We start from the raw sequence: 23,830 nt of genomic DNA, 5'->3' as shown, positions 1-23,830 counted from the left end.
GCACGCCGACGGAATTTCGCTTCGCATTAACTGCCTTATTTCGAACGCATGTCAAACTTAAATTTGCAAGGCCGTCTGAAAAGCAGATTGCTTGTCGGATATGGATGTCCGACAATTTGATTAGGCCTAACGTGAGTTCGAGATAACGCATTGATTTTTATGTAGAACGATTTATTTGAACGGCAATCCATTCCCTCTCCCGTGGGAGAGGGTTAGGGAGAAGGCATTAGGACGGCAACGGAAATATTGTCTGTATCTGCCCCGTTTTACCCTCTCCCCAACCCTCCCCCGCAGGGGAGGGAGCCAAGTTGCAGGTACGCCGACGGAATATGGTTGAAACCCGGCCTTTCAGGGCAGTAGAATTTTGGTTTATTTTTTGGGAAGTAACCCCTTCCAAATCAGGGTAAACAGGGCTGCGCTTATGTGCAGCCCTGTGTGTTGAAACATTGAGGAATATAACCGTGCCGTCAAATTACTTTCATACGCGTGAACGATTGGGTGCTTTAGGCGGCATCGTGCAACATCATACCGCCTTGTACCGCAGTGTGGCGGTACATGAACCGACCGTGGTTATCGTGCGGCGCGGATGCAAGAAGCTGCGGTGGGCGGGGCGCGAATTGAGGATTGCGGCGGGTGAAGCGGTCGCGTTGGCAGGCGGGCAGACGTTTGACGTCATCAATATTCCCGATTCAGACGACCTCTATCAGGCGCAATGGATTGCTTTCGAACAGGAAGCCATAGAAAGGTTTGCCGCACAATACGGGACGGCGCAGGCAGTGTGCGATGCGGTGAAGCTGCCGCACCCCGGGCGGATGAACGCGGCGTTTGATTATGCGGCTGCGGTGCTGGCGGATGAAGAAGTGCCGCACAATGCGGCGGAGGCCGCGCTTTGCGGCGTGTTGGCGTGGTTGCAGCATGACGGCATCGGTTTTGCCGTGTACGAAGGCGTCAACCTGATGCGGCAAATCCGCAAACTGATTACCGCCGATATGGCTGCGGACTGGTCATCGGCGATGTTGGCGCAGCGGCTTAATTGCAGCGAGGCTGCGTTGCGGCGGCGGTTGGCGCGGCAGGACACGAATTTCCGTACGCTGCTGACGGATGTACGCATGATGCGCGCGCTGACGCTGTTGCAGGTTACGCAATGGCCGGTGGCGCAGATTGCCGGCGCGGTCGGCTATGACTGCCCGTCCCGTTTCAGCGCGCGCTTCAAAGAGCGGTTCGGTTGCGTGCCGTCGGCGGTTCGCTCGGAAGCGGAGCCGGCGGCATATCGGCGCACGGGGCAGGTCAGCGTCGGTGTTCGACCGTGAATTTTGCTTCGCCCAAGCTGTTTGCCTTAGTAAAGAAACCGACCAGCGCGGGTGTAGATTCGGCGGTGATGTTCGGCAGCTTGGCGACTTTCAGCGCGGTGAGCGTGAATTCGTAGCGGTGTTTCCTGCCTTCGGGCGGACACGCGCCGCCGTAGCCCGGAGTGCCGAAGTCTGTGCGGGTTTGCAGTGCGCCTTTGGGCAGCCTGCCGCCTTGCGCGGTAATGCCTGCGGGCAGGCGGCGGACATCGGCGGGAATGTCGGCGACCACCCAGTGCATCCAGCCCAGGCCGGTCGGCGCGTCTTTATCGTAAACGGTCAGGACGAAACTTTTTGTCCCTGCGGGCGGATTTTTCCACGACAGCGCGGGCGAAGCATTGCCGCCCGAACAGCCAAAGCCGTAAGGCGCGCTCAAAAGCTGGTTTTGCGTGAAGCCGCCGTCTTTGGACGGGTTGTCGAATTGCAGCGTGAATGCGCCCTCGGCAAAGGCAGCGGTTGAAAAAGCCAGCAGTACTGCGGAGAGGATGCGGGTTTGCATAGATGATTCCTTTGCTTGATGAATAAGTGGATTCATTATAGGCTGTCAACGGCGGCAGGAATGTGCCGAAACGGTTGGATGATGTGCCGAAATGCGCAAATGCAAAAATCGTGGTTTCAGACGACCCTTTGCAGGTCGTCTGAAGTCTTTAATTCCTTTCCCTGAGGCTTTAGAAATATCGAATATTTAGGAATTGCCGCAACCCAACCCTCAAGATTTCCGTCGTAGCCCGTTCCTGCATCGGCGTGCGGGAATGGCGAAAATTGGGGATTTTGCCGTCCAATCCATGATAGAGATACGGAGCAAACGAATGATTACCCTGCCTTCCTTAAACAATCTGCCGTCAAAATGGGATGAAATCCGCCATTGGCTCGAAACCCAAGTTTTTGAGTGTGAAGTCATGCCGTATCCCAATCTGACGGAACACGAAGCCAAGCAGTTCGAGCAGGATTTTATCGACCGTATCGGCTGCGCGCCTGAAGAATATGTCCGTATCCGCCGTGCCATCCGTTTGTTGGAAGCGAGTTATCCCGACAGTCCGAACGAACTGACCTCCGCCGCCATTGCCACGCCTTTGGGTGAGATGCTGGCGGTATTTGGCAGCAAGGGTTTGTGTTTGCTGGAGTTTGTCGGGCAGAAGCATATGGAGCAGGAAATCACCGCCGTCCAAAAAGCCTTGCGCGGACGGTTTGTGTTTCGGGAAGATGAGCGAACGCAACTTCTGCGGCAGGAATTGGACGTATACTTCAAGGGTCGTCTGAAAACCTTTGCCACGCCTTTGGAGCAGATCGGTACCGAATTTCAAAAGCAGGCATGGGATGCGCTCTTGGCGATTCCTTACGGCGAAACGCGCAGCTACAAGGAGCAGGCGCAGTGTTTGGGCAATCCTAAAGCCGTCCGCGCCGTTGCCGCCGCCAACGGGCAGAACAAAGTGTCCATCCTGATTCCCTGCCACCGCGTTATCGGCAGCGACGGCAAGCTGACCGGCTACGCAGGCGGCTTGAACCGCAAACAGTCGCTGCTTGCTTTGGAACGCGGCGAAGTTCAGACGACCTTGTTTTGATTTTGAGGTGGGTCCGATACTGGTATCCGACAACGCCGATTGAAATGATCGGATTCGAAAATCCGATCTGACTAAAATAGAGCAGCGGCAGATTGCTCATCAACGCCCGACCTGCCGGAAAGGAGAAATACGAATATGAACCTGAAAAACCGCCATTTCCTGAAACTTTTAGACTTTACACCCGAAGAAATCACCGCCTACCTCGACCTTGCTGCCGAGTTGAAAGCCGCTAAGAAGGCAGGGCGCGAAGTGCAGCGGATGAAAGGGAAGAACATCGCCCTGATTTTTGAAAAAACATCGACCCGCACCCGCTGCGCGTTTGAAGTCGCCGCGCGCGACCAAGGGGCGGGGGTAACTTATCTGGAGCCGTCCGCCAGCCAAATCGGGCATAAGGAAAGCATCAAAGACACCGCCCGCGTCTTGGGCAGAATGTACGACGGCATCGAATATCGCGGCTTCGGGCAGGACATGGTCGAAGAATTGGCGAAATACGCCGGCGTGCCTGTGTTCAACGGTCTGACCAACGAGTTCCACCCGACCCAAATGCTCGCCGACGCGCTGACCATGCGCGAACACAGCGGCAAACCCTTGAACCAAACCGCGTTTGCCTACGTCGGCGACGCGCGTTACAACATGGCAAATTCGCTGCTGGTGTTGGGCGCGAAGCTCGGTATGGACGTGCGTATCGGCGCACCGAAAACCTTGTGGCCGTCTGAAAACATCGTCGCCCGCGCACGCGCCGTCGCCGAAGAAACCGGCGGAAAGATTTTGCTCACCGAAAACGCGGAAGAAGCCGTCAAAGGCGTCGATTTTATCCATACCGACGTGTGGGTCAGCATGGGCGAGCCGAAAGAGGCGTGGCAGGAACGCATTGATTTATTGAAAGATTACCGCGTTACCCCCGAACTGATGGCGGCATCGGGCAACCCGCAGGTCAAATTCATGCACTGCCTGCCCGCCTTCCACAACCGCGAAACCAAAGTCGGCGAATGGATTTACGAAACCTTCGGCTTAAACGGCGTGGAAGTAACGGAAGAAGTATTCGAAAGCCCAGCCAGCATCGTGTTCGACCAAGCGGAAAACCGGATGCACACGATTAAAGCGGTGATGGTGGCGGCGTTGGGGGATTAATCTCAACGTAATGCCGAAATAGAAAACTGTTAACCGCTGCTGTTCCCATGGATGGAAATGGCGGCAGCGGGTTATCCTATTTTTGAGAATCACCATTATTCATTACATAGACAAAGGTCGTCTGAAAATCCGTTTTCAGACGACCTTTGCTTATGGGAAATGCCTTACATCACATCCAACACATCAATGCCCAGCAAATCCAAGCCTTGTTTCAGCGTGTCGCCGGTGAGCTTCGCCAGTTGCAGGCGGCTGTTGCGAGTTGCGCCTTCGGCTTTGAGTATCGGGCAGGCTTCGTAGAAGCGGCTGAACAGGGTGGCGGTTTGGTAGAGGTAGGCGGCGAGGTAGTGCGGATACGCCGTGTCCGCCACGCTTTGCAGCACGTCTTCGAATTTCAGAAGCTCGGCGGCAAGCTGTTTTTCCAGCGGTTCGGTCAAAACGGTTGGCGTGGTTGCGTCCCATTCGCCGGCTTTGCGGAACACGCTTTGCACGCGGGTGTAGGCGTATTGCAGATAGGGGGCGGTGTTGCCTTCAAACGAGAGCATGGCGTCCCAGTCGAACACATAATCGCTGGTGCGGTTTTTGCTCAAGTCGGCGTATTTAACCGCGCCGATGCCAATTTTTTTGGAGTTTTCAAAAATATTATCGAAAGCTACATCCTTATATTCAGCTACATTATTAGCATCTTTAATTGTGAATTGCTTACTTAAAGGAATAGCTGCACTATAGTTGTCATTTAATGTAATAATTAATTCATCGGTATTTAATTTAATTTTTAAATCACCAAGCTGGACATCAACATGGAATGCGTTTTGGATTTTTTCTAACAGTTGTGCTAGGTGGCTTTTCTCCTTGATAACTATTGCAGCTTTTTTTATTGCTTCGTCTAATAAATCAACTAATTTGACAGTGTCACCTGAACGCGTTTTGAATGGTTTTCCATCTTTCCCCATCATAGTGCCAAAACCGATGAACTCGGCTTTTACATTTTCCGGCAGATAGCCTGCTTTGCGGGAAGTGGTGAAAAGTTGTTCGAAGTGCAGGGCTTGGCGGTGGTCGACGACGTACAGCAGGCGGTCGGCTTTCAGACGGCCTATGCGGTAGCGCAGGCACGCCAAATCGGTGGAGGCGTAAAGGAAGCCGCCGCCTTGTTTTTGCACGATAAATGCGGCAGGTTCGCCTTCTTTGTTTTTGAACTCGTCCAAGAACACGACTTTCGCGCCGTCGTCCTCAACAGCCAGACCTTTTTGAACCAAATCATTGACCACGGGCTGCAAATCGTCGTTGTATTTCGATTCGCCCGCCACGTCTTCAGGGCGCAGCTTCAAGCCCAGCGTGTCGTAAACGGCTTGGGCGTGCGAGAGCGAAATATCGACAAACTGTTTCCACAACGCCAACACGGTTTCATCGCCGCCTTGCAGTTTCACAACGTATTCGCGCGCGGTGTCGGCAAAGGCGGCATCTTCGTCAAAGCGCACTTTGGCGGCGCGGTAAAACTGCTCCAAGTCCGCCAGTTCAAATGCGGCGTTGTCTTTTTGCTGCTCAACCAAATAAGCGACCAACATGCCGAACTGCGTACCCCAGTCGCCGACGTGGTTTTGGCGGACGACGGTGTTGCCCATAAATTCCAACACGCGCGAAATGCTGTCGCCGATGATGCTGGAACGCAGATGGCCGACGTGCATCTCTTTTGCCAGATTGGGCGAGGAATAGTCGATAACGACGGTTTGCGGTTTGTCGGTTTTTGCCACGCCGAAACGCGCGTCGTTTAAAGCCGCATGAATATTTTGGGCGAGAAATTCGGGGCGCAGGCGCAGGTTGATGAAGCCCGGGCCGGCCACTTCCGCGCTTTCAATCACGGCATTGTCCGCCAATGCTTCGGCGACCTTTTGTGCCAACTCTCGCGGATTTTGTTTGGCTTTTTTCGCCGCACCCATTACGCCGTTGATTTGGAAATCGCCGTGTTCGGCGTTTTTGGTCGGCTGCAAAACAACGGGGCTGTCGGCGATGCCTGCGGCGGCAAAGGCGGTGGCGGCTTCGCGTTCGACGGTTTGATGTAGGTTCATGAAATTCGGTCTCTCGGTTAAATTCAAATCAGGCGGTATTTTAAAAGAATTTGGGGTGTTGAAACAGGGCTAAGGTGAAAGGTCGTCTGAAAAAATGCGGACAGTTTCGGCGTAACCTGCCATGCCCGTTTTCAGACGATGAGACCTTTGCCGAAATCCCCTAAATTCCCATCAAGACATTTAGGGGATTTCCTATGAGCACCTTCTTCCGGCAAACCGCACAAGCCATGATCGCCAAACACATCGACCGCTTCCCGCTATTGAAGTTGGATCAGGTGATTGATTGGCAACCGATCGAACAATACCTGAACCGTCAAAGAACCCGTTACCTTAGAGACCACCGCGGCCGTCCCGCCTATCCCCTGTTGTCCATGTTCAAAGCCGTCCTGCCCGGACAATGGCACAGCCTCTCCGATCCCGAACTCGAACACAGCCTCATCACCCGCATCGACTTCAACCTGTTTTGCCGTTTTGACGAACTGAGCATCCCCGATTACAGCACCTTATGCCGCTACCGCAACCGGCTGGCGCAAGACGACACCCTGTCCGAATTGCTGGAACTGATTAACCGACAACTGGCCGAAAAAAACCTAAAATTAGAGAAGGCATCCGCCGCCGTCATTGACGCCACCATTATTCAGACCGCCGGCAGCAAACAGCGTCAGGCCATAGAAGTCGACGAGGAAGGACAAGTCAGCGGCCAAACCACACCGAGCAAAGACAGCGATGCCCGCCGGACAAAGAAAAACGGCCTCTACAAACTCGGTTACAAACAACATACCCGTACCGATGAGGAAGGCTATATCGAGAAACTGCACATCACTCCTGCCAATACCCATGAGTGCAACCATCTTTCCCCTTTGTTGGAGGGTATTGCCGAAGGTACGACCGTTTATGCCGACAAAGGCTACGACAGCAAGGAAAACCGGCAACATCTGAAAGAGCATCAGTTGTTAGACGGCATTATGCGCAAAGCCCACCGCAACCGATATTTGTCGAAGACCCGTTATGTGGTCGAACAAAGCTTCGGGACGCTGCACCGCAAGTTCCGCTACGCCCGGGCAGCCTATTTTGGTCTGCTCAAAGTGAGTGCGCAAAGCCATCTGAAGGCGATGTGTTTGAACCTGTTGAAAGCGGCTAACAGGCTAAGTGTGCCTGTTGCCGCCTAAAAGGTAACCCGGATGCCTGATTATGGGACGTCCGGGGAGGATTAAGGGGGTGTTTGGGTAAAATCAGGAGCAATTAGGGGCGGAAATAGACGAAAACCTGTGTTTGGGTTTCGGCTGTCGAGGGAAGGGCTTTTCTGCAAAGGTCTCGGAATGTGTAGTTTGTTGTACGCATGACAAAAGGTCGTCTGAAAACGGGAAATCCAGTTTTCAGACGACCTTTGTTGCAATTTATTTAAACAAAAACTTATTCTGCCAATTCGGTTTGCCGGTGCGACATGAGTTCTTGTCCGACATCGGTCAGGAGGTTGAGGTAACGCTCGTACTGCTTGAGGATGTCGGCGATGAGTTCGCGGCGGTTCATGTATTGCACGTCGTAGCCGCTGCGGCCGTCGAAGAAGTAGGTGTAGGGCTCGTAGGTTACGTTGTGGCGGATGTGCGGGAGGTGGCCGTCTTTGATAAGCTGTTCGGACACTTCGCGCTTGATGGTTTTAATGCCGTACATGAAGTCGCGCAGGGACTCTTTGTGGATGGTGAATTCGACGGCAGGCTCTTCGCGGTCAAAGTGGGTTTGGATGTCGACGCTCAGGCTGTATTTGTCGGACAGCTCCTCGCTCAGTTCGCGCATGGCGGGCAGGGCGGTGGTTTTGAGGAATTTGAGGATGTCTTGTTCCTGTGTTTGGTTCAGCATGCGTTCGAGCCTGTCCTGCCAGTTGTCGCCGCTCCAATAGACACTGGAGGGGGTGACGGCGGTCGTGAAGTATTTGTGGTCGGCGTTTAATCCGCGCCAGAGGCTGAAACACATGATCAGCATGAGCATGGCGAAAGGCAGGGCGACGATGAGGGTCATGGTTTGCAGGGTGGGCAGTCCGCCGAAGCGCAAAAGGACGATAGCGGCGGCAGACATCAACAGCCCCCACATCACTGCCTGCCAGCGCGGGGCGGTCAGGCTTTTGTCACGGGAGGCGATGTTGTTGAGGACGTAAATGCCGGAGTCGGCGGAGGTGATGAAGAAGAGGGCGATCACCATAAGGCTGACAAGCCCTGTGAGGGTTGGCAGGGGGAGGTATTCGAGGAAGCGGAAGAGGAGTTTTTCGGGCGTGCCGGTCAATTCGCCCAATGCGCCTGCTGCGGTGTGGTCGTTAATCCAGATGGCGGTGTCGCCGAAGATGGTGAACCAGATGACGCAGAACAGGGAGGGAACCGCCAAAACGCCGAAAATGAATTCGCGTATGGTGCGTCCGCGCGAGATGCGGGCGATGAAGAGTCCGACGAAAGGCGCCCAAGAACACCACCATGCCCAGTATAAGATGGTCCAGCCGCCGAACCATTCGGTATGGTTTTGTTCGTAGCTGTATGTTTTGAAACTGAGTTGTACGAGGTTGCTCAGGTAAGTGCCGAGGTTGTCGTTGAAGGCGGAGAGCAGATGGAGGGTCGGGCCGGTGGCGAGGACGAAAAACATTAGCGCGAAGGCAAATGTCAAGTTCAATTCGCTCAATATTTTCACGCCCTTGCCTATGCCGGAGGCTGCGGATGCAATCGCCATGCCCATGACGATGAAAATCACGACGGTTTGCATGGAAAAGGTGTTTTCATTAATCCAGCCGAGTTGCTCCAAGCCTGCGCCCAGCTGCGTCGCACCGAAGCCGAGCGTGGTAATGATGCCGAACAGGGTGGCGACCAGCGCAAGTATGTCGATGATGTCGCCCGCCTTGCCGTCGGTTTTCTCTTTCAATAACGGATAAAAGCAGGAACGCAACGAGAGCGGGAGTTTGTAGCGGAAGGCGAAATAGGCAAGCGCCAAGGCGATGACGGCGTAAACCGACCAGGCATGTACGCCCCAGTGGAAAAGCGTATGGAGCAAAGCGTCTTGCTGTTTGATCCCGTCGCCGCCTTCCGTGATGGGGGAGAGGTAGTGGGTGAGCGGTTCGGCGACGCCGAAAAACATCAACCCGACGCCCATACCCGCCGCGAACAGCATGGCGAGCCAAGACCAAAAGCTAAATTCAGGCTCTTCTTCGTTGCTGCCCAGCTTGATGTTGCCGAAGCTGCTGACCGAAAGTGCGAGCAGGAAGAAGAAGAAGGCTGAAAATGCCAAGATGTAAAACCAACTGAAGTTTTTGAAAATGCCTGTTTTAGCGGCATTGAGGACGGTTTCTGCCTGCTGCGGAATCAAAAGCGCGATGCCGATGACCAGCAGCACGAAGGACAGCGTAACGGAAACGACGAAGGGATTGAACGAAGAGCGGTTGCGTAAGAAATGAAATAAAGACAAACCTTGACCTCCTTTGGGATGGTGAGGCAGGCGGATACGGGCGCAAGGCTGTATATGGTTGATTAACAAAAACTGGGAATGAAACGTGGTCTGTCGGACAGGGTCCGAGACTTTCCCGATTTTTGGTAATCCACTATAAAACGCAGACAAAAAAGGAATGGCGTTTAAACCGTCCTGCCGGATGAAAAACAAGGGAAAAAGAGAGTAAAAACGCACAGATGAATGAGCCGTAATGAGGGCCGGGTGAGACAAAATGGATGATGATTATTTCTTTGTTTGAAGGAATAATAACAAAATCAGGGGATTGTTTCAAATTGGGAAAGATTGTGCGAAATTTCAGCAGGATTTTATTGCTGATGAAAACAGGGGGAAGGTCGTCTGAAAGCTGCGAAACCGATTTTCAGACGACCTGTCCGGTCCATATGCCGCAGCCTCTCAAAATCGGGTATGATTCCCCCTTTCAAATCAGGAGCCTGACTATGCAGACCCAAGCCGTTATCCGCCATATTGCCGACTGGCTGAAAAACTATGCCGCCGCCGCACACGCCAAGGGGTTTGTCGTCGGCGTTTCCGGCGGTATCGACTCCGCAGTCGTTTCTGCCATCGCGGCACGGACGGGGCTGAAGGTTCTGCTGCTTGAAATGCCCATCCGCCAAAAAGCCGACCAAATCAGCCGCGCGCAGGAACACATCCGCCGGTTGGAACAGGCGTTTTCCAACGTCAGCGGGATGCGTGTGGATTTGACGCCGACTTTCGATACTTTTGCCGCCGATGTCGAGGTCGATGAAACCGAGTTCCCCGCCAAACAGCTTGCGCTTGCCAACGCCCGCAGCCGCCTGCGGATGCTGACGCTTTATTATTACGGTCAGCTAAACGGTTTGCTGGTTACCGGTACGGGCAACAAAATCGAAGATTTCGGCGTAGGCTTTTTCACCAAATACGGCGACGGCGGCGTGGACATCAGCCCGATTGCCGACTTGACCAAAACGCAGATTTATCAAATTGCCGCCGAACTGGACATCGCCGAGTCTATCCAAAGAGCCGTACCGACCGACGGCCTTTGGGATACCGAGCGCACGGACGAAGAACAGATGGGCGCAAGCTATCCCGAACTCGAATGGGCGATGAGCGTTTACGGCACGCACCGTCCTGAAGATTTTGAAGGCAGGCAGCGCGAAGTCTTGGAAATCTACACCCGCCTGCACAAAGCCATGCAACACAAAGTCAATCCGATTCCCGTCTGCAAAATCCCCGAAGAGATGCTGAAATAAACAAGAGGTCGTCTGAAAACGGTTTTCAGACGACCTTAAAAAACAAAGATGGCATAATCCATCAGGCACGGCTTCATAATATCGACGGTACTTACCGCGGATTGCATAAATTGCCTAAACTTATCAAACCCGCCGTTTTGTGTAAAAATACCGCAATGGAAAAAATTACTCACCAAAATCTACATCCTCTTCTGTCGAAGAGTCTGACCGACACCGATTTCGTCCTTATTCTGAATGCCTTAATCAAATTTTTGCGGCGCGGCGGCAAAAAACAGGCGGCAGAACGTTTCGACCTGATTATCGCCACGCTCAAACAAGACGAAGAGCTCGCAAAAAGTTTCAGCGGCCGCTTCTACCACTGGCTTTCTCAAGTCCATATCTATCCCGCGCTGATCAAACTCGGCATCTTCTCACGGACCAGCTTTGCCCGCGAGATGGGCATACGCATCTACGAACGCTTCAGCCCGTCCTACAAGGATTTTGCCAACCTGCGCGAAGTGTTCCTCTACCTTTTCCATTCCGAAAACGACGACGACTGGCTGCAAACCCTCAGTATCCGCCAATGGTTGGGCCTTTACGACCATATCCGCTCCAGCGTCGATCCTGCCTTGCTGCAAAACGCCTGCCGCCAGCTGGTTGACGCCCGGCTGCGCGCTATGGAAATGCTTGCCATTTGGATTGCATCAGAAGCCCTCGAGCCTGATCTCATCCGGATCGCTCCGCGCCTGCTCGAAGCCGATTCTCCCTTTATCGCACTTCAGCGCGAAATTACAAAATTGGTTGAACACTACCGCAATAACACAGCCTCTTACGACACCGCCCATCTGGAAGTCATGTTCGACCAATGTTGCAGCCAGATCGACTATCTGCGCCGAAGAGGGACGGGCGCAGGTTCAGGCTCGTCCGTCAAAGTCGCCCACCTGCTCGAACGGCTCCAGCAGACTATAAACCGTCTCAAACTGCTTACCGACATCCAAACCGATGCCGGCAACCGCAACCGACTGACCATTACCCTGATGAATTCCCTCATCTACGCCGCGGTCGAGCAATACAGTACCCGCCACCTGCGCCGCAGCAGCATCCACATGCTCGCCCGCAGCATCAGCGAAAACAAAAGCCACCACGGAGAGCATTACATCACCCGCAACCGCAAAGAATATTTCAAAATGTTCTACTCCGCGGCGGGCGGAGGCGTCATCATCGCTCTGATGGCGCTGCACAAAATCCATATCGGTTCACTCGGCTTCAGCCCCTTCGTTACCTCTTTGTTGGCAGGGCTCAACTACGGCATAGGTTTTATGTTCATCCACATGCTGCACTGCACCGTCGCCACCAAACAGCCCGCCATGACCGCCGCCAGCTTCGCCGAACAGGTCGATCTCAACGAAGGCGGCAAAGCGGTGGACAACAAACTCGCCAGGCTCCTTATCGACGTATGCCGCTCCCAAAGCGTCGCCGTCTTCGGCAACGTTTCCATCGCCATCCTTTTGGCGTGCGCCATATCGTTCGGCTATGCCCATCTGCACCAACAGCCCATACTCGATGCCCACACTACCGCCTACGAGTTCAAATCCATAGACATCATCAATCGACCGACCTTATGGTATGCGGCTATTGCTGGCTTGTGGCTGTTCTGTTCCGGTATCATCGCGGGCTTCTTCGACAACCGCGCCGATTATCTTAACCTGCGGCAACGCCTGCCCTTCAACCCCTTGTTGCGCAAAATCATGCGCCCCAAACCCCGCCGCGTCCTTGCCGCCTACATCCACAAACACTACGGCTCGCTGTTCGGCAACTTCATCTTCGGAATGCTCTTGGGCATGACCGGCTACTTCGGACACCTCCTCGGCCTGCCGCTGGACATCCGCCATGTCGCTTTCTCCTCCGCCAACCTAGGCTACGCCGCCGTCAGCGGCAATGTCGGCTTTGATACATTCATGCTCGGGATTTGCAGCGTCTTGGCCATCGGCCTGGTCAATCTCGTCGTCAGCTTCACCCTCGCCCTCTTCGTCGCCCTGCGTTCGCGCGACACAAAAATCGACAGCGTCGGCAATTTGTGTAAAAGTTTCTGGCAGCAGATTAAAGCCAACCCGCTGATCTTGTTTTTCCCGGTTACGCCGGCTCAGACAGATAAAGACGGCGGGAAAGATACTGCCAAAGAGGGTGAGGACAGACACTAGCTTGCGAGAAAAACGCTTGCCTTTATCCTGACTCAAGTCTTCCATTCGAATGGATACGAAAAGGTCGTCTGAAAACCAAAAATCCGGTTTCAGACGACCTTTCTTCATTTCAATACGCTTATTTTTCCATTTTCAAGCCGAAGTGCAGGTAGGCGCGTTCGGTGGCCATTCTGCCGCGCGGGGTACGTTGCAGGAAGCCTTGTTGGATGAGGTAGGGTTCGATAACGTCTTCTATGGTGTCCGTAGATTCGCCGATGGCGGCGGCAACGTTGTCAAGACCGACGGGACCGCCGCTGAATTTGTGCAGGATGGCTTCGAGGAATTTTCTGTCCATGACGTCCAAACCTTGCGCGTCTACATCCAGCATACTTAAAGCGGCATCGGCAATGGCGGCATCGATTACGCCGTTGTTTTTCACATCGGCAAAATCGCGGACGCGGCGCAGCAGGCGGTTGGCGATCCGGGGCGTGCCGCGGCTTCGTTTGGCGACTTCCATCGCGCCTTCTTCGCCCATGTCGAGTTGCAGTAATTGGGCGGAACGACTGACGATGGTGGCAAGGTCTTGATTTTGATAAAACTCCAAGCGGGCAACGATACCGAAGCGGTCGCGCAGAGGGTTGGTCAGCATACCTGCGCGGGTGGTTGCACCGACGAGTGTGAAGGGCGGCAGGTCGATTTTGACGGAACGGGCGGCAGGGCCTTCGCCTATCATGATGTCGAGCTGGTAGTCTTCGAGCGCGGGGTAGAGGATTTCTTCAACGACGGGGCTGAGGCGGTGGATTTCGTCGATGAACAATACATCGTGCGGCTCGAGGTTGGTCAGAAGGGCGGCAAGGTCTCCGGCGCGTTCGAGTACGGGGCCGCTGGTTTGGCGCAGGTTGACGCCCAGTTCTTTGGCGATGATGTGCGCCAATGTGGTTTTGCCCAGTCCGGGCGGGCCGAAGAGCAGGGTGTGGTCTAGGGCTTCGCCGCGTTTTTTGGCGGCTTGGATGAAGATGGCGAGCTGTTCTTTGGCTTTGTCTTGCCCGATATAGTCGTCCAGCGTTTTAGGGCGCAGGGCGCGCTCGAGCAGCTCTTCCTGCGAGGAGATGCTTTGTGCAGTGATGATGCGCTGGGGCTGGGCGGCGGTCAGGTTGTCGGTTTGCAACATGGGTTTTCCGGTGGGTTCGGGGTCGTCTGAAAATCGGTTTGCCGCTTTCAGACGACCTTTTTGAAAGGGATTCAGCCGCGTGTTTCGCGCCAAACGAGGTAATCGCGCAGGGGCGGCATGGGCGGGTTGATGCAGTGGGGGCAGATGCCTGTGGTGTCTTCGTCGTCGCTGTCGATGTGGTAGGCGTTAGGGTCGAAGCGCACCTGCTGCATCACCGCCTGCGCCAATGCCTGCGCCTGAACGACGTCGAAGGTGAATTTTTCGAGGATTTCGTTCAGCAGGCGGATTTCGCCTTGGCTGAATTCTACGCTGTGTTTGAGGATGAGGCGTTGGTAATCTTCGTTGTTGATTTTAGGCAATAAATCGGTCTGAATGGTCATGATTTTTATGGTTGGAACGGAATAGCTGAGAGGCAGATTATAGCGGATATGGCGGCCGCTGTTTCAAAGCTTGGGTTGGGTATCGTCCTCAAAACTTTAAAAGTGGCTGCATTGGCGTTTTAATGTCTTTCTGTTTTGTCTTGCGCCGCCCGAAACGCTTTTTGCAATGGGGCGATTTGAGCCAACCGCGCCCGGTCGATTTCTTCGGCGATTAGGTGCGCTTTTTCCTGCGCGCGGCATTCGGCGGCGATTTTGCCCGAATGCACTTGGTTGGCGGCTTCGAGCAGGGCGAGCCAGTACGCGCGCTGCGGGTAGGGCGTATTTTCGCGGTTCAGACGGCCTTGCGTGTCGGCAATACAGACGTTTAAGGCGCCGGCGAAGCGTTCGGGTCGTCTGAAAGCGTCGGTTTTTTTCAAAACGGTCAAGATGGTTTTGCTTTTAAGTTCTACGGCTTTATGAAACATGATGTGCCAACGGCAGACAAGTTCGGCAAGCTCGGCGCAGTGTCTCGGCGCACGCAGCCGCTGATTGACTTCGCGCACGGGCTCGACGCCGGCCAGGTCGTGTCCGTGGTGGCGCGGCAGGATGTCAGGCGGGGTTTTGGCTTTGCCCAAATCGTGCAGCAGGGCGGCGTAGCGTTCGGGTAGCGTCAGACCCATATCGGCGGCGCGTTGCAGTACCATCAGCGTATGGATGCCGCTGTCGATTTCGGGATGATAGTCGGCGCGTTGCGGCACGCCGAAGAGGGCATCGACTTCGGGCAGTAAGACTTTCAGCGCACCGCATTCGCGCAATACTTCAATCATCCTGCGGGGATTTTTTTCCATCAAACCTTTCGCCAACTCCTGCCAGACACGTTCGGCAACCAAAGCCTCCGCTTCGCCGTTTTCTACCATCTGCCGCATCAGTTTCATGGTTTCTTCAGCGATTTCAAACCCGTAGCGCGCGGCAAAGCGGGCGGTACGCAGGATGCGGACGGGGTCTTCGGCAAAGGCGGGCGAGACGTGGCGCAAAATACCCGCCGCCAAATCCTGTTGTCCGCCGAAGGGGTCGATGATGAGGTCGTCTGAATCCTGCGCCATCGCGTTGATGGTCAGGTCGCGGCGCATCAAGTCTTGCTCCAGCGTAACGTCTTTGTCGGCGTGAAAACTGAAACCGGCATAGCCCTTGGCGGTTTTGCGTTCGGTACGGGCGAGGGCGTATTCTTCGTGGGTTTCGGGGTGGAGGAACACGGGAAAATCTTTGCCGACCGGCTGGAAGCCTTGCGCCAGCATAGTTTGCGCGTCAGCACCGACGACCACCCAGTCGCGGTCTTTGACGGGCAAACCTAAAAGATAATCGCGGACGGCGCCGCCGACGAGGTAGGTTTTGATGGTGTGTGTTTTCTGAGTCATTGAATTGGTCTTTGGTAACAATCAGAATGTATAGTGGATTAACTTTAAACCAGTACGGCGTTGCCTCGCCTTAGCTCAAAGAGAACGATTCTCTAAGGTGCTGAAGCACCAAGTGAATCGGTTCCGTACTGTCTGTACTGTCTGCGGCTTCGTCGCCTTGTCCTGATTTAAATTTAATCCACTATATTTGAATAAAGGTCGTCTGAAAAACGGTTCGGCAAAATTCGCTGTTAATTTAGCGAAACGCATTGCACTCGTTTTCAGACGACCTTGTGGCAAAACGTAAGGTTTATTTTGCCGCTTTGTTGCCGTCCACAATCTTCAGTCCGGCGGAAACCAGACTGCCGATGTCGGCGACGTTGGCGGGCATGATCAGCGTGGTGCTTTCTTTTGCCAGATTGCTGAAGGCTTCGACATATTGCTCGGCAACTTTCAGATTGACGGCTTCGGAGCCGCCCTCTGAGCGGACTGCCTCGGCGATTTTGCGGATGGCGTCGGCGTTGGCTTCGGCAACCAGACGCAGGGCTTCGGCTTCACCTTGTGCGCGGTTGATGCGGGCGATTTTTTCACCGTTTGACGCGTTGATGGCGGCTTGCGCTTCACCTTCGGACTGTTGGATTTCCGCTTCGCGCTGACCGCTGGCAAGGTTGATTTGCTCGATTTTGCGGCCTTCGGATTCGGCGATACGGGCGCGTTTTTCACGTTCGGCGGTAATTTGCGCCTGCATGGAACGCAGAATTTCTTGCGGTGGAACCAAGTCTTTGATTTCGTAACGCAATACTTTTACACCCCATGCGCCTGCCGCTTCGTCGAGCGCGGAAACGACGATACTGTTGATTTCGTCGCGCTCTTCAAACGTTTTGTCCAACTCCATGCGGCCGATAACTGAACGCAGCGTGGTTTGGGCAAGCTGGGTAATCGCCATGATGTAGTTGCTGGAGCCGTAAGACGCGAGCTTCGGATCGGTTACTTGGAAGTAGATGATGCCATCAACGGTAAGCTGGGTGTTGTCGCGGGTGATACAGACTTGGCTGGGAACGTCCAAAGGCACTTCTTTGAGCGAGTGGCGGTAGGCGACGCGGTCAACGAAAGGAATCAGGATGTTCAGACCGGCGGTCAATGCGTTGTGGAATCTGCCGAGGCGTTCGACGACGTAAACTTCCTGTTGCGGCACGACGATAAACGACTTGAAGCCGAAAATCACGACGACAATCAGCAAGATGACGGGGAAGCTGTATGAAAAGTCCATTATTTTTCCTTTTAAACCACAACAGGGCGGATTATTGAATTAATTCAAACGAATGAGTAAAACATTACCGTTTTTACCGGTAATCACGGCGGTGGAGGTCGTCTGAACGGCGTCGGCATTTTCAGTCTGCGCCTGCCAGCGCGTCCCCCGATAAGAAACTTCATAACAATCGCCGTGAAGGTGGCGGAGGATATGAACGGTCTGTCCGATGTCCAAATCATCATTCAATTCTTGACGGGGCGCAGTTTTTTTGAACTTGCTGTGTACTACCCAGATACCGGCGGCAGACAAAACGGCTGCCGCAACAACGGCAATCGAAGTATCACCGGTCAGCCAATACACCAATCCCGCACCGAACAAAGCCGCGCTGACCACCAAGAGATATACAGTGCCGACAAACAGTTCGACAATTAGGACGGCGGCAGCGGCAATAAACCAAGCGGTCATGCGGGATTCCTTTCATTATATTGGATTAACTTTAAACCAGTACGGCGTTGCCTCGCCTTGCCGTACTATCTGTACTGTCTGCGGCTTCGTCGCCTTGTCCTGATTTAAATTTAATCCACTATATCAATGTGTAGGGACAGGCTTCATCATAGCTGTATCGCAGGTAATATTCAAACGGCTTTGACTCGGGAAAGGTCGTCTGAAAACGGGGAAGGCCGCTTTCAGACGACCTTTACTTCATACGAACCTCAATCCTCTTTTTTCTCCAACGCGGCAAAGGCGGCCTTCATGGTCGGATTTTTGCGCACTAATTTTTTGACGGTCAGGTCGGTTGCTTTGTTGTTGGCGAGGCGCAGGTTGTTTTCTGAAGAGAGTAGGGCTTCTTTGGTTTTTTGCAGGTGGCTGATGGTTTTGTCGATTTCGTCGATGGCGGTTTGGAACTTGCGGCTGGCGAGTTCGTAATTGCGGGCGAAATCGGTTTTGAACTTGTCCAAGTCTTCTTCAAAATGCGTGATGTCGATGTTTTGCGCGCGCATTTGTGCCAATTCCTGTTTGTATTTCAATGAATTGAGCGCGGCGTTGCGCAGCAGGGAGACGATGGGGATGAAAAACTGCGGGCGCACGACGTACATTTTCGGGTAAGCGTAGGACACGTCGACAATGCCGTTGTTGTAGAGTTCGCTGTCGGCTTCCAAGAGTGAGACGAGTACGGCGTATTCGCAGTTTTTCTCTCTGCGGTCTTTGTCCAACTCTTTAAAAAAGTGTTCGTTTTTCTTTTTGGTGGCGGTTTCGTCGCTTTCGTTTTTCATCTCGAACATGATGGAGATGATTTCGTTGCCTTCTTCGTCGGTTTCGCGGTAGATGTAGTCGCCTTTGCTGCCGGTTTTGGCGTCGTTGTCCTTGCAGAAAACGGCTTGTGGAAAGGCGGTGGTGCGGATGCGGTTGAATTCGGTTTCGCAGTGCTGCTCGAGGCTTTCGCCTATCATTTTGGTGGACTGTCTGGCTTTGAAGTCTTTGTAGAAGGCGATGGTTTCGTCTTTTTGTTTGAGTTCGGCTTCGTATTTTTCGCGCAGGCTTTGTTTTTCCAACTGGTTTTCTTTGGATTGCAGCATGAGCTGCGTGTTCAAATTACCCAATTCGCGCTCTTTTTCGGCAACGGCTTTGGTGATTTCCAGCTCTTTTTCCATGTTTTTCGCCGTTTCCAGCGATTTTGCCTGCGCTTTCAGCTCGGCAATCAATTTATCCTGCTCGGCGATTTGCGCTTTCAGACGACCTTCAATCTCGGCGGCGGCAAGTTTGCTGTCTTTTTCGTAGGCGTTGATTTGGTTGGATAGGGCGGCGATTTCGTGGTTTTTGTCGGCTAGGATTTTGTCGAACTGATTTTGCGCCTGCGCTTGGGCAAGCTGCATATCGCTTTGAAACTGCATCTGCGCCTGTTGCAGGCGTTCGTGGATTTCGGTTTGAAATTCTTGGGTGCGGACTTGGTTCAGGATGTCGGCGTAACTGGCTTCGTTGACGGTAAACGCGGTGTGGCAGTGCGGGCATTTGATTTCGTGCATGGCGGGTTTCCCTTGTATTTGAAGCGTGTCATTTTAGCAGAAAGGTCGTCTGAAAAAGTTTTAGCGAAACTCGTTGCGCTCGTTTTGACGAAACCCTTACGGGTTTTCAGACGACCTCGTTGCTTTAAATTCAATCGCAAGCTACGTTGCCGACATCAAGACTGAAATCGTGAAACTCGTTGAGTGTGCTGCGGTGCCCGATGCTGATGATGATGCTCTGCGGCAGTTTTTGCTTTAAGGAGCGGTAGAGCAGGGCCTCGGTCGGTTCGTCCAAGGCGGCGGTGGCTTCGTCAAGCAGGATGACTTTGGGTTGCGAGAGCAGGGCGCGGACGAAGGCGACGCGTTGCAGTTCGCCGGGGGAGAGTTTATGTTGCCAGTCGTCGGTTTTGTCCAGTTTATCAATCAGATAACCTAAGCGGCAGGTATTCATGGCTTCGGCTAGTTCGGGATGCTGTTTGTCGATGTCGGGGTAACAAATCGCGTCGCGCAGGCTGCCTTGCGCCGTGTAGGGGCGTTGCGGCAGGAAGAGGATGTCTTGATGCGGCGGACGGCTGACTTTGCCGCTGCTGCCGAACGGCCAAAGCCCCGCCAGCGCGCGCAGCAGCGAGGTTTTGCCGCAACCGCTCGGGCCGCGTATCAGCAGGGAATCGCCGCTTTTGAGGTTGACGTTGATGCCGCTCAACAGAATTTCGCCGTTGTGGCGGAACAGGGCGACGTTTTCCAGCGAGAGGTCGTCTGAAACTTCGGTAATGTCGGGTTGTTGTGCGCTGTGGTGTTCTTCCGTACTCAGTAAAAAGCCGTACAGACGCTCCAGTCGGGCGCGGTAGGCGGTAAATTTGTTGTAGAACATCCGAAAGAAGGACAGGGCGTTTTGCAGTCGGGCGAAGGCTTGGACGGTCTGCTGGATGTCGCCGATTTTGATTTGTCCGGCAAACAGTCGCGGAGCTTGCAAAATAATGGGGAAGAGTTTGATGCCGTTGGTGAACATATCGTTAAAGCCGCTCAGGCAGACGCTTTGTCGCGCAATGCGCCAACGGTTGCGGATGATGGCTTTGAAGCGGTCGGCAAGCTGGTCGTGTTCGTGTTTTTCGCCGCTGTAAAACGCCACGCTTTCGGCATGGTCACGCACGCGAATGAGGGAATAACGGTAGTCGCCGTTGAGCTTTTCGTTTTCATAGTTGTAACGAATCAACGGGTTGCCTATCCACATGGCGATAAAGGTCGCCAAAATCACAAACATATAGACAAACCAAACGATGCCGTGCGGAATGTCGAAGCCGAACACGATCAGGATGCCCGCCAAGCCCCACAAAACAACGGCAAATTCGAGCGAGGTAACGACCGAATTGACCATGCCGCGCACAAATTCTATGGTCGAGGCGATGAAATCCTGCACATCTTGTTGGATACGCTGGTCGATGTTGTCCGGCGCATGGCGGCGCATTTGCAGGCGGTAGTAGTTTTTGTCGGCAAGCCAGCGCGTTGTCAGCACTTCATTGAGCCGCTCCGACCATTTAATCGCCAAGCCTTGATCGAGAAAGTCGTTGACGACGTTGTTAAACGCCCGTACCAACACCACGCCCGCGTTCATCGCTGCAAACATCCAAAACGCGGAGGCGTTCAAATCCTGCATCGAGTCGTAAAGCCCTTTGGACATAAAGGTACTCAATACATTCAACCGCACTTCGGTCAGCAGCAGCGTAATCATCGCCGTAATCAGCAGCAATACTTTGACCGCGCTTTTCGGCGTCAGACACAGCCGCAGGATATAGGCAAACTCGCGCCCGAAGCGCGTTTCACGTGCCAAAAACAGAATCACCGCCGAGGCGGCGGCGACCATCAATAAGGTCTGTAACAGCCAAGACGGCGTGGAATAAAGCTCGATTTGCCATTTTTGCATGTGCGTTGTCTCTTGAGGCAGGCAGCGGGCAGGGGTCGTCTGAAACCCGCATTCTCTGCTTAATAAAATAATTTACAATTACTATGGAAAAAGTTTTGATTTATGTTGTATTTTTGTTTTTACAAATAGTTATCATCACTTTTTATAGAAAAGCAGAATGTTATCAAATATAATTCCGCAGCAAAATTACTTTGTGATTTTTAACGTTTATTGCAACAAAAATAACCCACCTCAGAGACAGAAGGAATCTATGAACAGCAAATTAGCCCTGATGCCGCTTTTGATTATGAGCGCGTTTTCTTATGCCGCCGATGAAGCGACACCCGAAGCCCCTGTGCAACAGCAGTTGCAGGAAGTCCATGTCCGCGCCGACGCCAAACGCGTCAAAGCCGCCCGTTCTTACTCCATCGCCAGCGACGGCGACTTGCGCGACCGCGTGAACTTGGGCGTATTGGGCAAAGCCAACGCCTTTACCGCGCCGATTACCGTCGTCAACTACGACGAACAAGCCCTCAACAACACCGAAGCGCGTACTTTGGTGGATGCCGTAGCGAAAAAAGACGCTTCCATTTGGCAGTTCGGCGGCGAAAGCAACACGCTGACCGGCTTGTATTTCCGCGGTTATCAGCTTGATGCGCGCCAATTCAGCGTCAACGGTTTGGCAGGTATGTACGGCACGCAAGGCACGGCCAGCGTGCAAGTTGGCTCCGCGCAACTGATTAAAGGCGCGTCCACCGCCGTAAACGGCATGGACCCTGAAGGCGCGGTATCCGGTTCCGTCAATATCGAGACCAAAAAAGCCGCCGACGAAGGCAACCGTAAAATCGGTTTGGGCTGGTTCAGCAACAACCGCGCTCAAGGCACATTCGACTTGGGTCAACGCTTCGGCGAAAACAAAGAATTCGGCGTGCGCGCCAACGGCAAACTGCGCCACGGCGACACCCCGCGCCACGGTTACAACGAAGACAACAAAGAATTTGCTTTAAATGCCGACTACCGCGGCGAAAAACTGCGCGTGGCGTTCGATTCCATCTACGCGAAACGCAAAACCAACGGCGGCCGCGCGCGCATGCAGGATATTCAAAACGCCAACGGCCGCTTGTTTGACGCGCCCGACGGCAAAGTGAACCTGCTGCCAAGTTGGAACTGGCAGAACACCGTCGGTCGAACCAATATGCTGACTTTCGAATGGGATGCGTTTGAAAATGCGCAAATTACCGGCGGTATCGGTTACAACAAGGCGCGTTATTACGGCACGTTGATTTCTCCGACTATTTGTAATTCATATGCTGCTCGTACTCGTCTTATAAATTCAAACGCTACATCAACGACACAATGGGATTCAACAACTTCAAGTGCTAAAGCATGTGCTGATGGTCATCAATATACGACCGGTACGGCACGTCTGACTGACCAGTATTTCCGTACTTTGAGTATGAATTTGTCCGCACGCGGCGAGTTTGAAACCGGTCCGGTCAGCCACAACTGGAGCACTGCCTTCGACCGCATCATCCGACAACGCGCCACTCTGCGCGGTTCGGCGGCAGGCGGCAGCAGTGTCGTGATTAAGACAAACGGTGATATTGCCGCCCAACTGGCTTCATTCCGTCCAGACTATCCAGCCACTGTGGAAAGCTCGGCAAACCTCGATGCCAATATTAAAGTCAATAGCCTTGCCTTGTCCGATACGCTGGGCTTTGCCGATAACAAATACCGCCTGACCTTGGGTGGACGCTTCCAAGCTGTTGAATACACCAATAAAAAAGAAGGTAAAAGCGGCGATGCCAAACGCTTCAGCCCGATGTTGATGGCCGCATGGGTGCCGCAACCTGATTTGGTGGTTTACAGCAACTATATGGAAGACTTAGAGCCTGCCGACATCAAAACCGATGATTCAGGTGAAACTACGATGTCGAAACCGCGCGTCAGCCGTCAGTTTGAAGTCGGCGTGCGTAAAAACTGGGGCGACTTTGTCACCACTTTGAACGCGTTCCAAATTAAACGCCCGGGCTATTGGCGCGGTCAGACCAATGCCAACGGCAGTCTAACCTATGGCAACAACACCGATTTTGCCCGTTATAAAGCGCAAGGCGGCGCAGCCGGAGATGAGCAAGGCATGGAACGCAGCCGCGGTATCGAGTTCAATGCTTATGCCAACCTGTTGAATAAAACCCTGCGCCCGAATTTCGGCCTGATGTACCTGCAATCGACCGTGAAGAATTATCCGAATTCGCGCGATATGCTGGTAAACGGCGTACAAGTTGCCAACCCGCGCGTAATTGCCAAAGCGGGCGTAGAGTGGGACACCCCGTTTGCCAAAGGCTTGACCTTGAACGGCAACGTTTCGTATTTCGGCAAGTCTTACCAAGACACGCAAAAACAATACGCTTTCCCGTCCTATACCTTGGTTGACGTAGGCGCGCGCTACAAAACCAAGCTGGGCAAAAATACCCTGACCGTCAGCAGTTCGGTGGAAAACCTGTTCAACAAAAACTACTGGCAGGTACAGCGCGGCCAATACGACCGCAGCTTCGCCGTCGTCGGCATGCCGCGTACTTATTGGCTGAAAGCGGAATTGGATTTCTAATATCCGAACAGGTCAACCGGCAAAGACAAAGGTCGTCTGAAAATCCTCAATCTGGGTTTTCAGACGACCTTTACTAAAAAGCAAGCATTGTGATGATAAATATTTTCGTTTAAAATTGCGCGTTTGCTCTAATTCGGCATTATCTATTCACAGGCGAGAGAGGTCGTCTG

17 protein-coding genes are annotated in these 23,830 nt (G+C 53.5%); 7 read left to right on the top strand and 10 right to left on the bottom strand.

Annotated elements, in window-relative coordinates:
- Positions 1-494: 494 nt before the first annotated feature.
- A complete protein-coding gene (locus RSJ68_06470; GenBank protein ID WNU98362.1) occupies positions 495-1,310 on the top strand; it encodes a helix-turn-helix transcriptional regulator in 816 nt (271 codons plus the stop codon).
- Here the strand turns inward: RSJ68_06470 and RSJ68_06465 are convergent.
- Positions 1,288-1,845 carry a YbhB/YbcL family Raf kinase inhibitor-like protein gene (locus RSJ68_06465; protein ID WNU96123.1) on the bottom strand — a complete coding sequence of 186 codons (558 nt, stop codon included), beginning with the start codon at positions 1,843-1,845 and terminating at the stop codon, positions 1,288-1,290. The two genes, RSJ68_06470 and RSJ68_06465, sit on opposite strands and share 23 nt — an antisense overlap.
- Before the next feature lie 253 nt (positions 1,846-2,098).
- Between RSJ68_06465 and RSJ68_06460 the strand changes: the two genes are divergently transcribed.
- Both RSJ68_06460 and RSJ68_06455 read left to right on the top strand, forming a co-directional pair.
- Complete coding sequence (locus RSJ68_06460) at positions 2,099-2,908, top strand: methylated-DNA--[protein]-cysteine S-methyltransferase (GenBank protein ID WNU96122.1); 810 nt, start codon at positions 2,099-2,101, stop codon at positions 2,906-2,908.
- Positions 2,909-3,043: 135 nt separating this feature from the next.
- A complete protein-coding gene (locus RSJ68_06455) occupies positions 3,044-4,039 on the top strand; it encodes an ornithine carbamoyltransferase (GenBank protein ID WNU96121.1) in 996 nt (331 codons plus the stop codon).
- Positions 4,040-4,203: 164 nt separating this feature from the next.
- Here RSJ68_06455 and argS read toward each other — a convergent pair whose 3' ends face one another.
- Entirely contained in the window at positions 4,204-6,102 is a 1,899-nt protein-coding gene (gene argS / locus RSJ68_06450) for an arginine--tRNA ligase (GenBank protein ID WNU96120.1), read from the bottom strand.
- Positions 6,103-6,296: 194 nt separating this feature from the next.
- Between argS and RSJ68_06445 the strand changes: the two genes are divergently transcribed.
- Positions 6,297-7,271 (top strand): IS5 family transposase, encoded by a 975-nt coding sequence (locus tag RSJ68_06445; protein ID WNU96119.1) that lies wholly within the window; start codon positions 6,297-6,299, stop codon positions 7,269-7,271.
- A 244-nt stretch (positions 7,272-7,515) separates the two neighbouring features.
- On the opposite strand, the gene RSJ68_06440 is transcribed toward RSJ68_06445, so the two are convergent.
- Complete coding sequence (locus RSJ68_06440) at positions 7,516-9,543, bottom strand: BCCT family transporter (GenBank protein WNU96118.1); 2,028 nt, start codon at positions 9,541-9,543, stop codon at positions 7,516-7,518.
- Between the two features lie 479 nt (positions 9,544-10,022).
- Here RSJ68_06440 and nadE point away from each other — a divergent pair, with 479 nt between their 5' ends.
- Together nadE and RSJ68_06430 are read left to right on the top strand one after the other, a co-directional pair.
- Positions 10,023-10,814, top strand: a complete 792-nt coding sequence (gene nadE / locus RSJ68_06435) for an NAD(+) synthase (protein WNU96117.1) — start codon at positions 10,023-10,025, stop codon at positions 10,812-10,814.
- A 155-nt stretch (positions 10,815-10,969) separates the two neighbouring features.
- Positions 10,970-12,994, top strand: coding sequence for a recombinase (locus tag RSJ68_06430; protein ID WNU96116.1), 2,025 nt, complete (start codon positions 10,970-10,972; stop codon positions 12,992-12,994).
- Between the two features lie 118 nt (positions 12,995-13,112).
- Here the strand turns inward: RSJ68_06430 and ruvB are convergent, their stop codons facing one another.
- From ruvB to RSJ68_06395, 7 genes are all read right to left on the bottom strand, one after another.
- Positions 13,113-14,144, bottom strand: coding sequence for a Holliday junction branch migration DNA helicase RuvB (gene ruvB / locus RSJ68_06425; GenBank protein ID WNU98361.1), 1,032 nt, complete (start codon positions 14,142-14,144; stop codon positions 13,113-13,115).
- 71 nt (positions 14,145-14,215) lie between these two features.
- Positions 14,216-14,524 (bottom strand): hypothetical protein, encoded by a 309-nt coding sequence (locus RSJ68_06420; protein WNU96115.1) that lies wholly within the window; start codon positions 14,522-14,524, stop codon positions 14,216-14,218.
- Positions 14,525-14,643: 119 nt separating this feature from the next.
- The gene (locus tag RSJ68_06415; GenBank protein WNU98360.1) at positions 14,644-15,897 is read right to left on the bottom strand and encodes a multifunctional CCA addition/repair protein; all 1,254 of its coding nucleotides are present in this window, start codon (positions 15,895-15,897) and stop codon (positions 14,644-14,646) included.
- A gap of 310 nt (positions 15,898-16,207) precedes the next feature.
- Positions 16,208-17,167 carry an SPFH domain-containing protein gene (locus RSJ68_06410; protein WNU96114.1) on the bottom strand — a complete coding sequence of 320 codons (960 nt, stop codon included), beginning with the start codon at positions 17,165-17,167 and terminating at the stop codon, positions 16,208-16,210.
- Between the two features lie 39 nt (positions 17,168-17,206).
- Positions 17,207-17,614 carry an NfeD family protein gene (locus tag RSJ68_06405; protein WNU96113.1) on the bottom strand — a complete coding sequence of 136 codons (408 nt, stop codon included), beginning with the start codon at positions 17,612-17,614 and terminating at the stop codon, positions 17,207-17,209.
- A 248-nt stretch (positions 17,615-17,862) separates the two neighbouring features.
- Positions 17,863-19,173 carry a DUF2130 domain-containing protein gene (locus RSJ68_06400; protein WNU96112.1) on the bottom strand — a complete coding sequence of 437 codons (1,311 nt, stop codon included), beginning with the start codon at positions 19,171-19,173 and terminating at the stop codon, positions 17,863-17,865.
- Positions 19,174-19,303: 130 nt separating this feature from the next.
- The gene (locus tag RSJ68_06395) at positions 19,304-21,073 is read right to left on the bottom strand and encodes an ABC transporter ATP-binding protein/permease (protein ID WNU96111.1); all 1,770 of its coding nucleotides are present in this window, start codon (positions 21,071-21,073) and stop codon (positions 19,304-19,306) included.
- Between the two features lie 250 nt (positions 21,074-21,323).
- On the opposite strand from RSJ68_06395, the gene RSJ68_06390 reads away from it, so the two are divergent.
- The gene (locus RSJ68_06390) at positions 21,324-23,660 is read left to right on the top strand and encodes a TonB-dependent siderophore receptor (GenBank protein ID WNU96110.1); all 2,337 of its coding nucleotides are present in this window, start codon (positions 21,324-21,326) and stop codon (positions 23,658-23,660) included.
- Positions 23,661-23,830: the final 170 nt, after the last annotated feature.

It is taken from the genome of Neisseria sp. DTU_2020_1000833_1_SI_GRL_NUU_006, from assembly GCA_032388755.1.
In the GTDB taxonomy this organism is placed as follows: Bacteria; Pseudomonadota; Gammaproteobacteria; order Burkholderiales; family Neisseriaceae; genus Neisseria; species Neisseria sicca_C.
The sequence above is the reverse complement of the archived record's forward strand: the minus strand, read 5'-3'. Positions and strand labels throughout refer to the sequence as shown.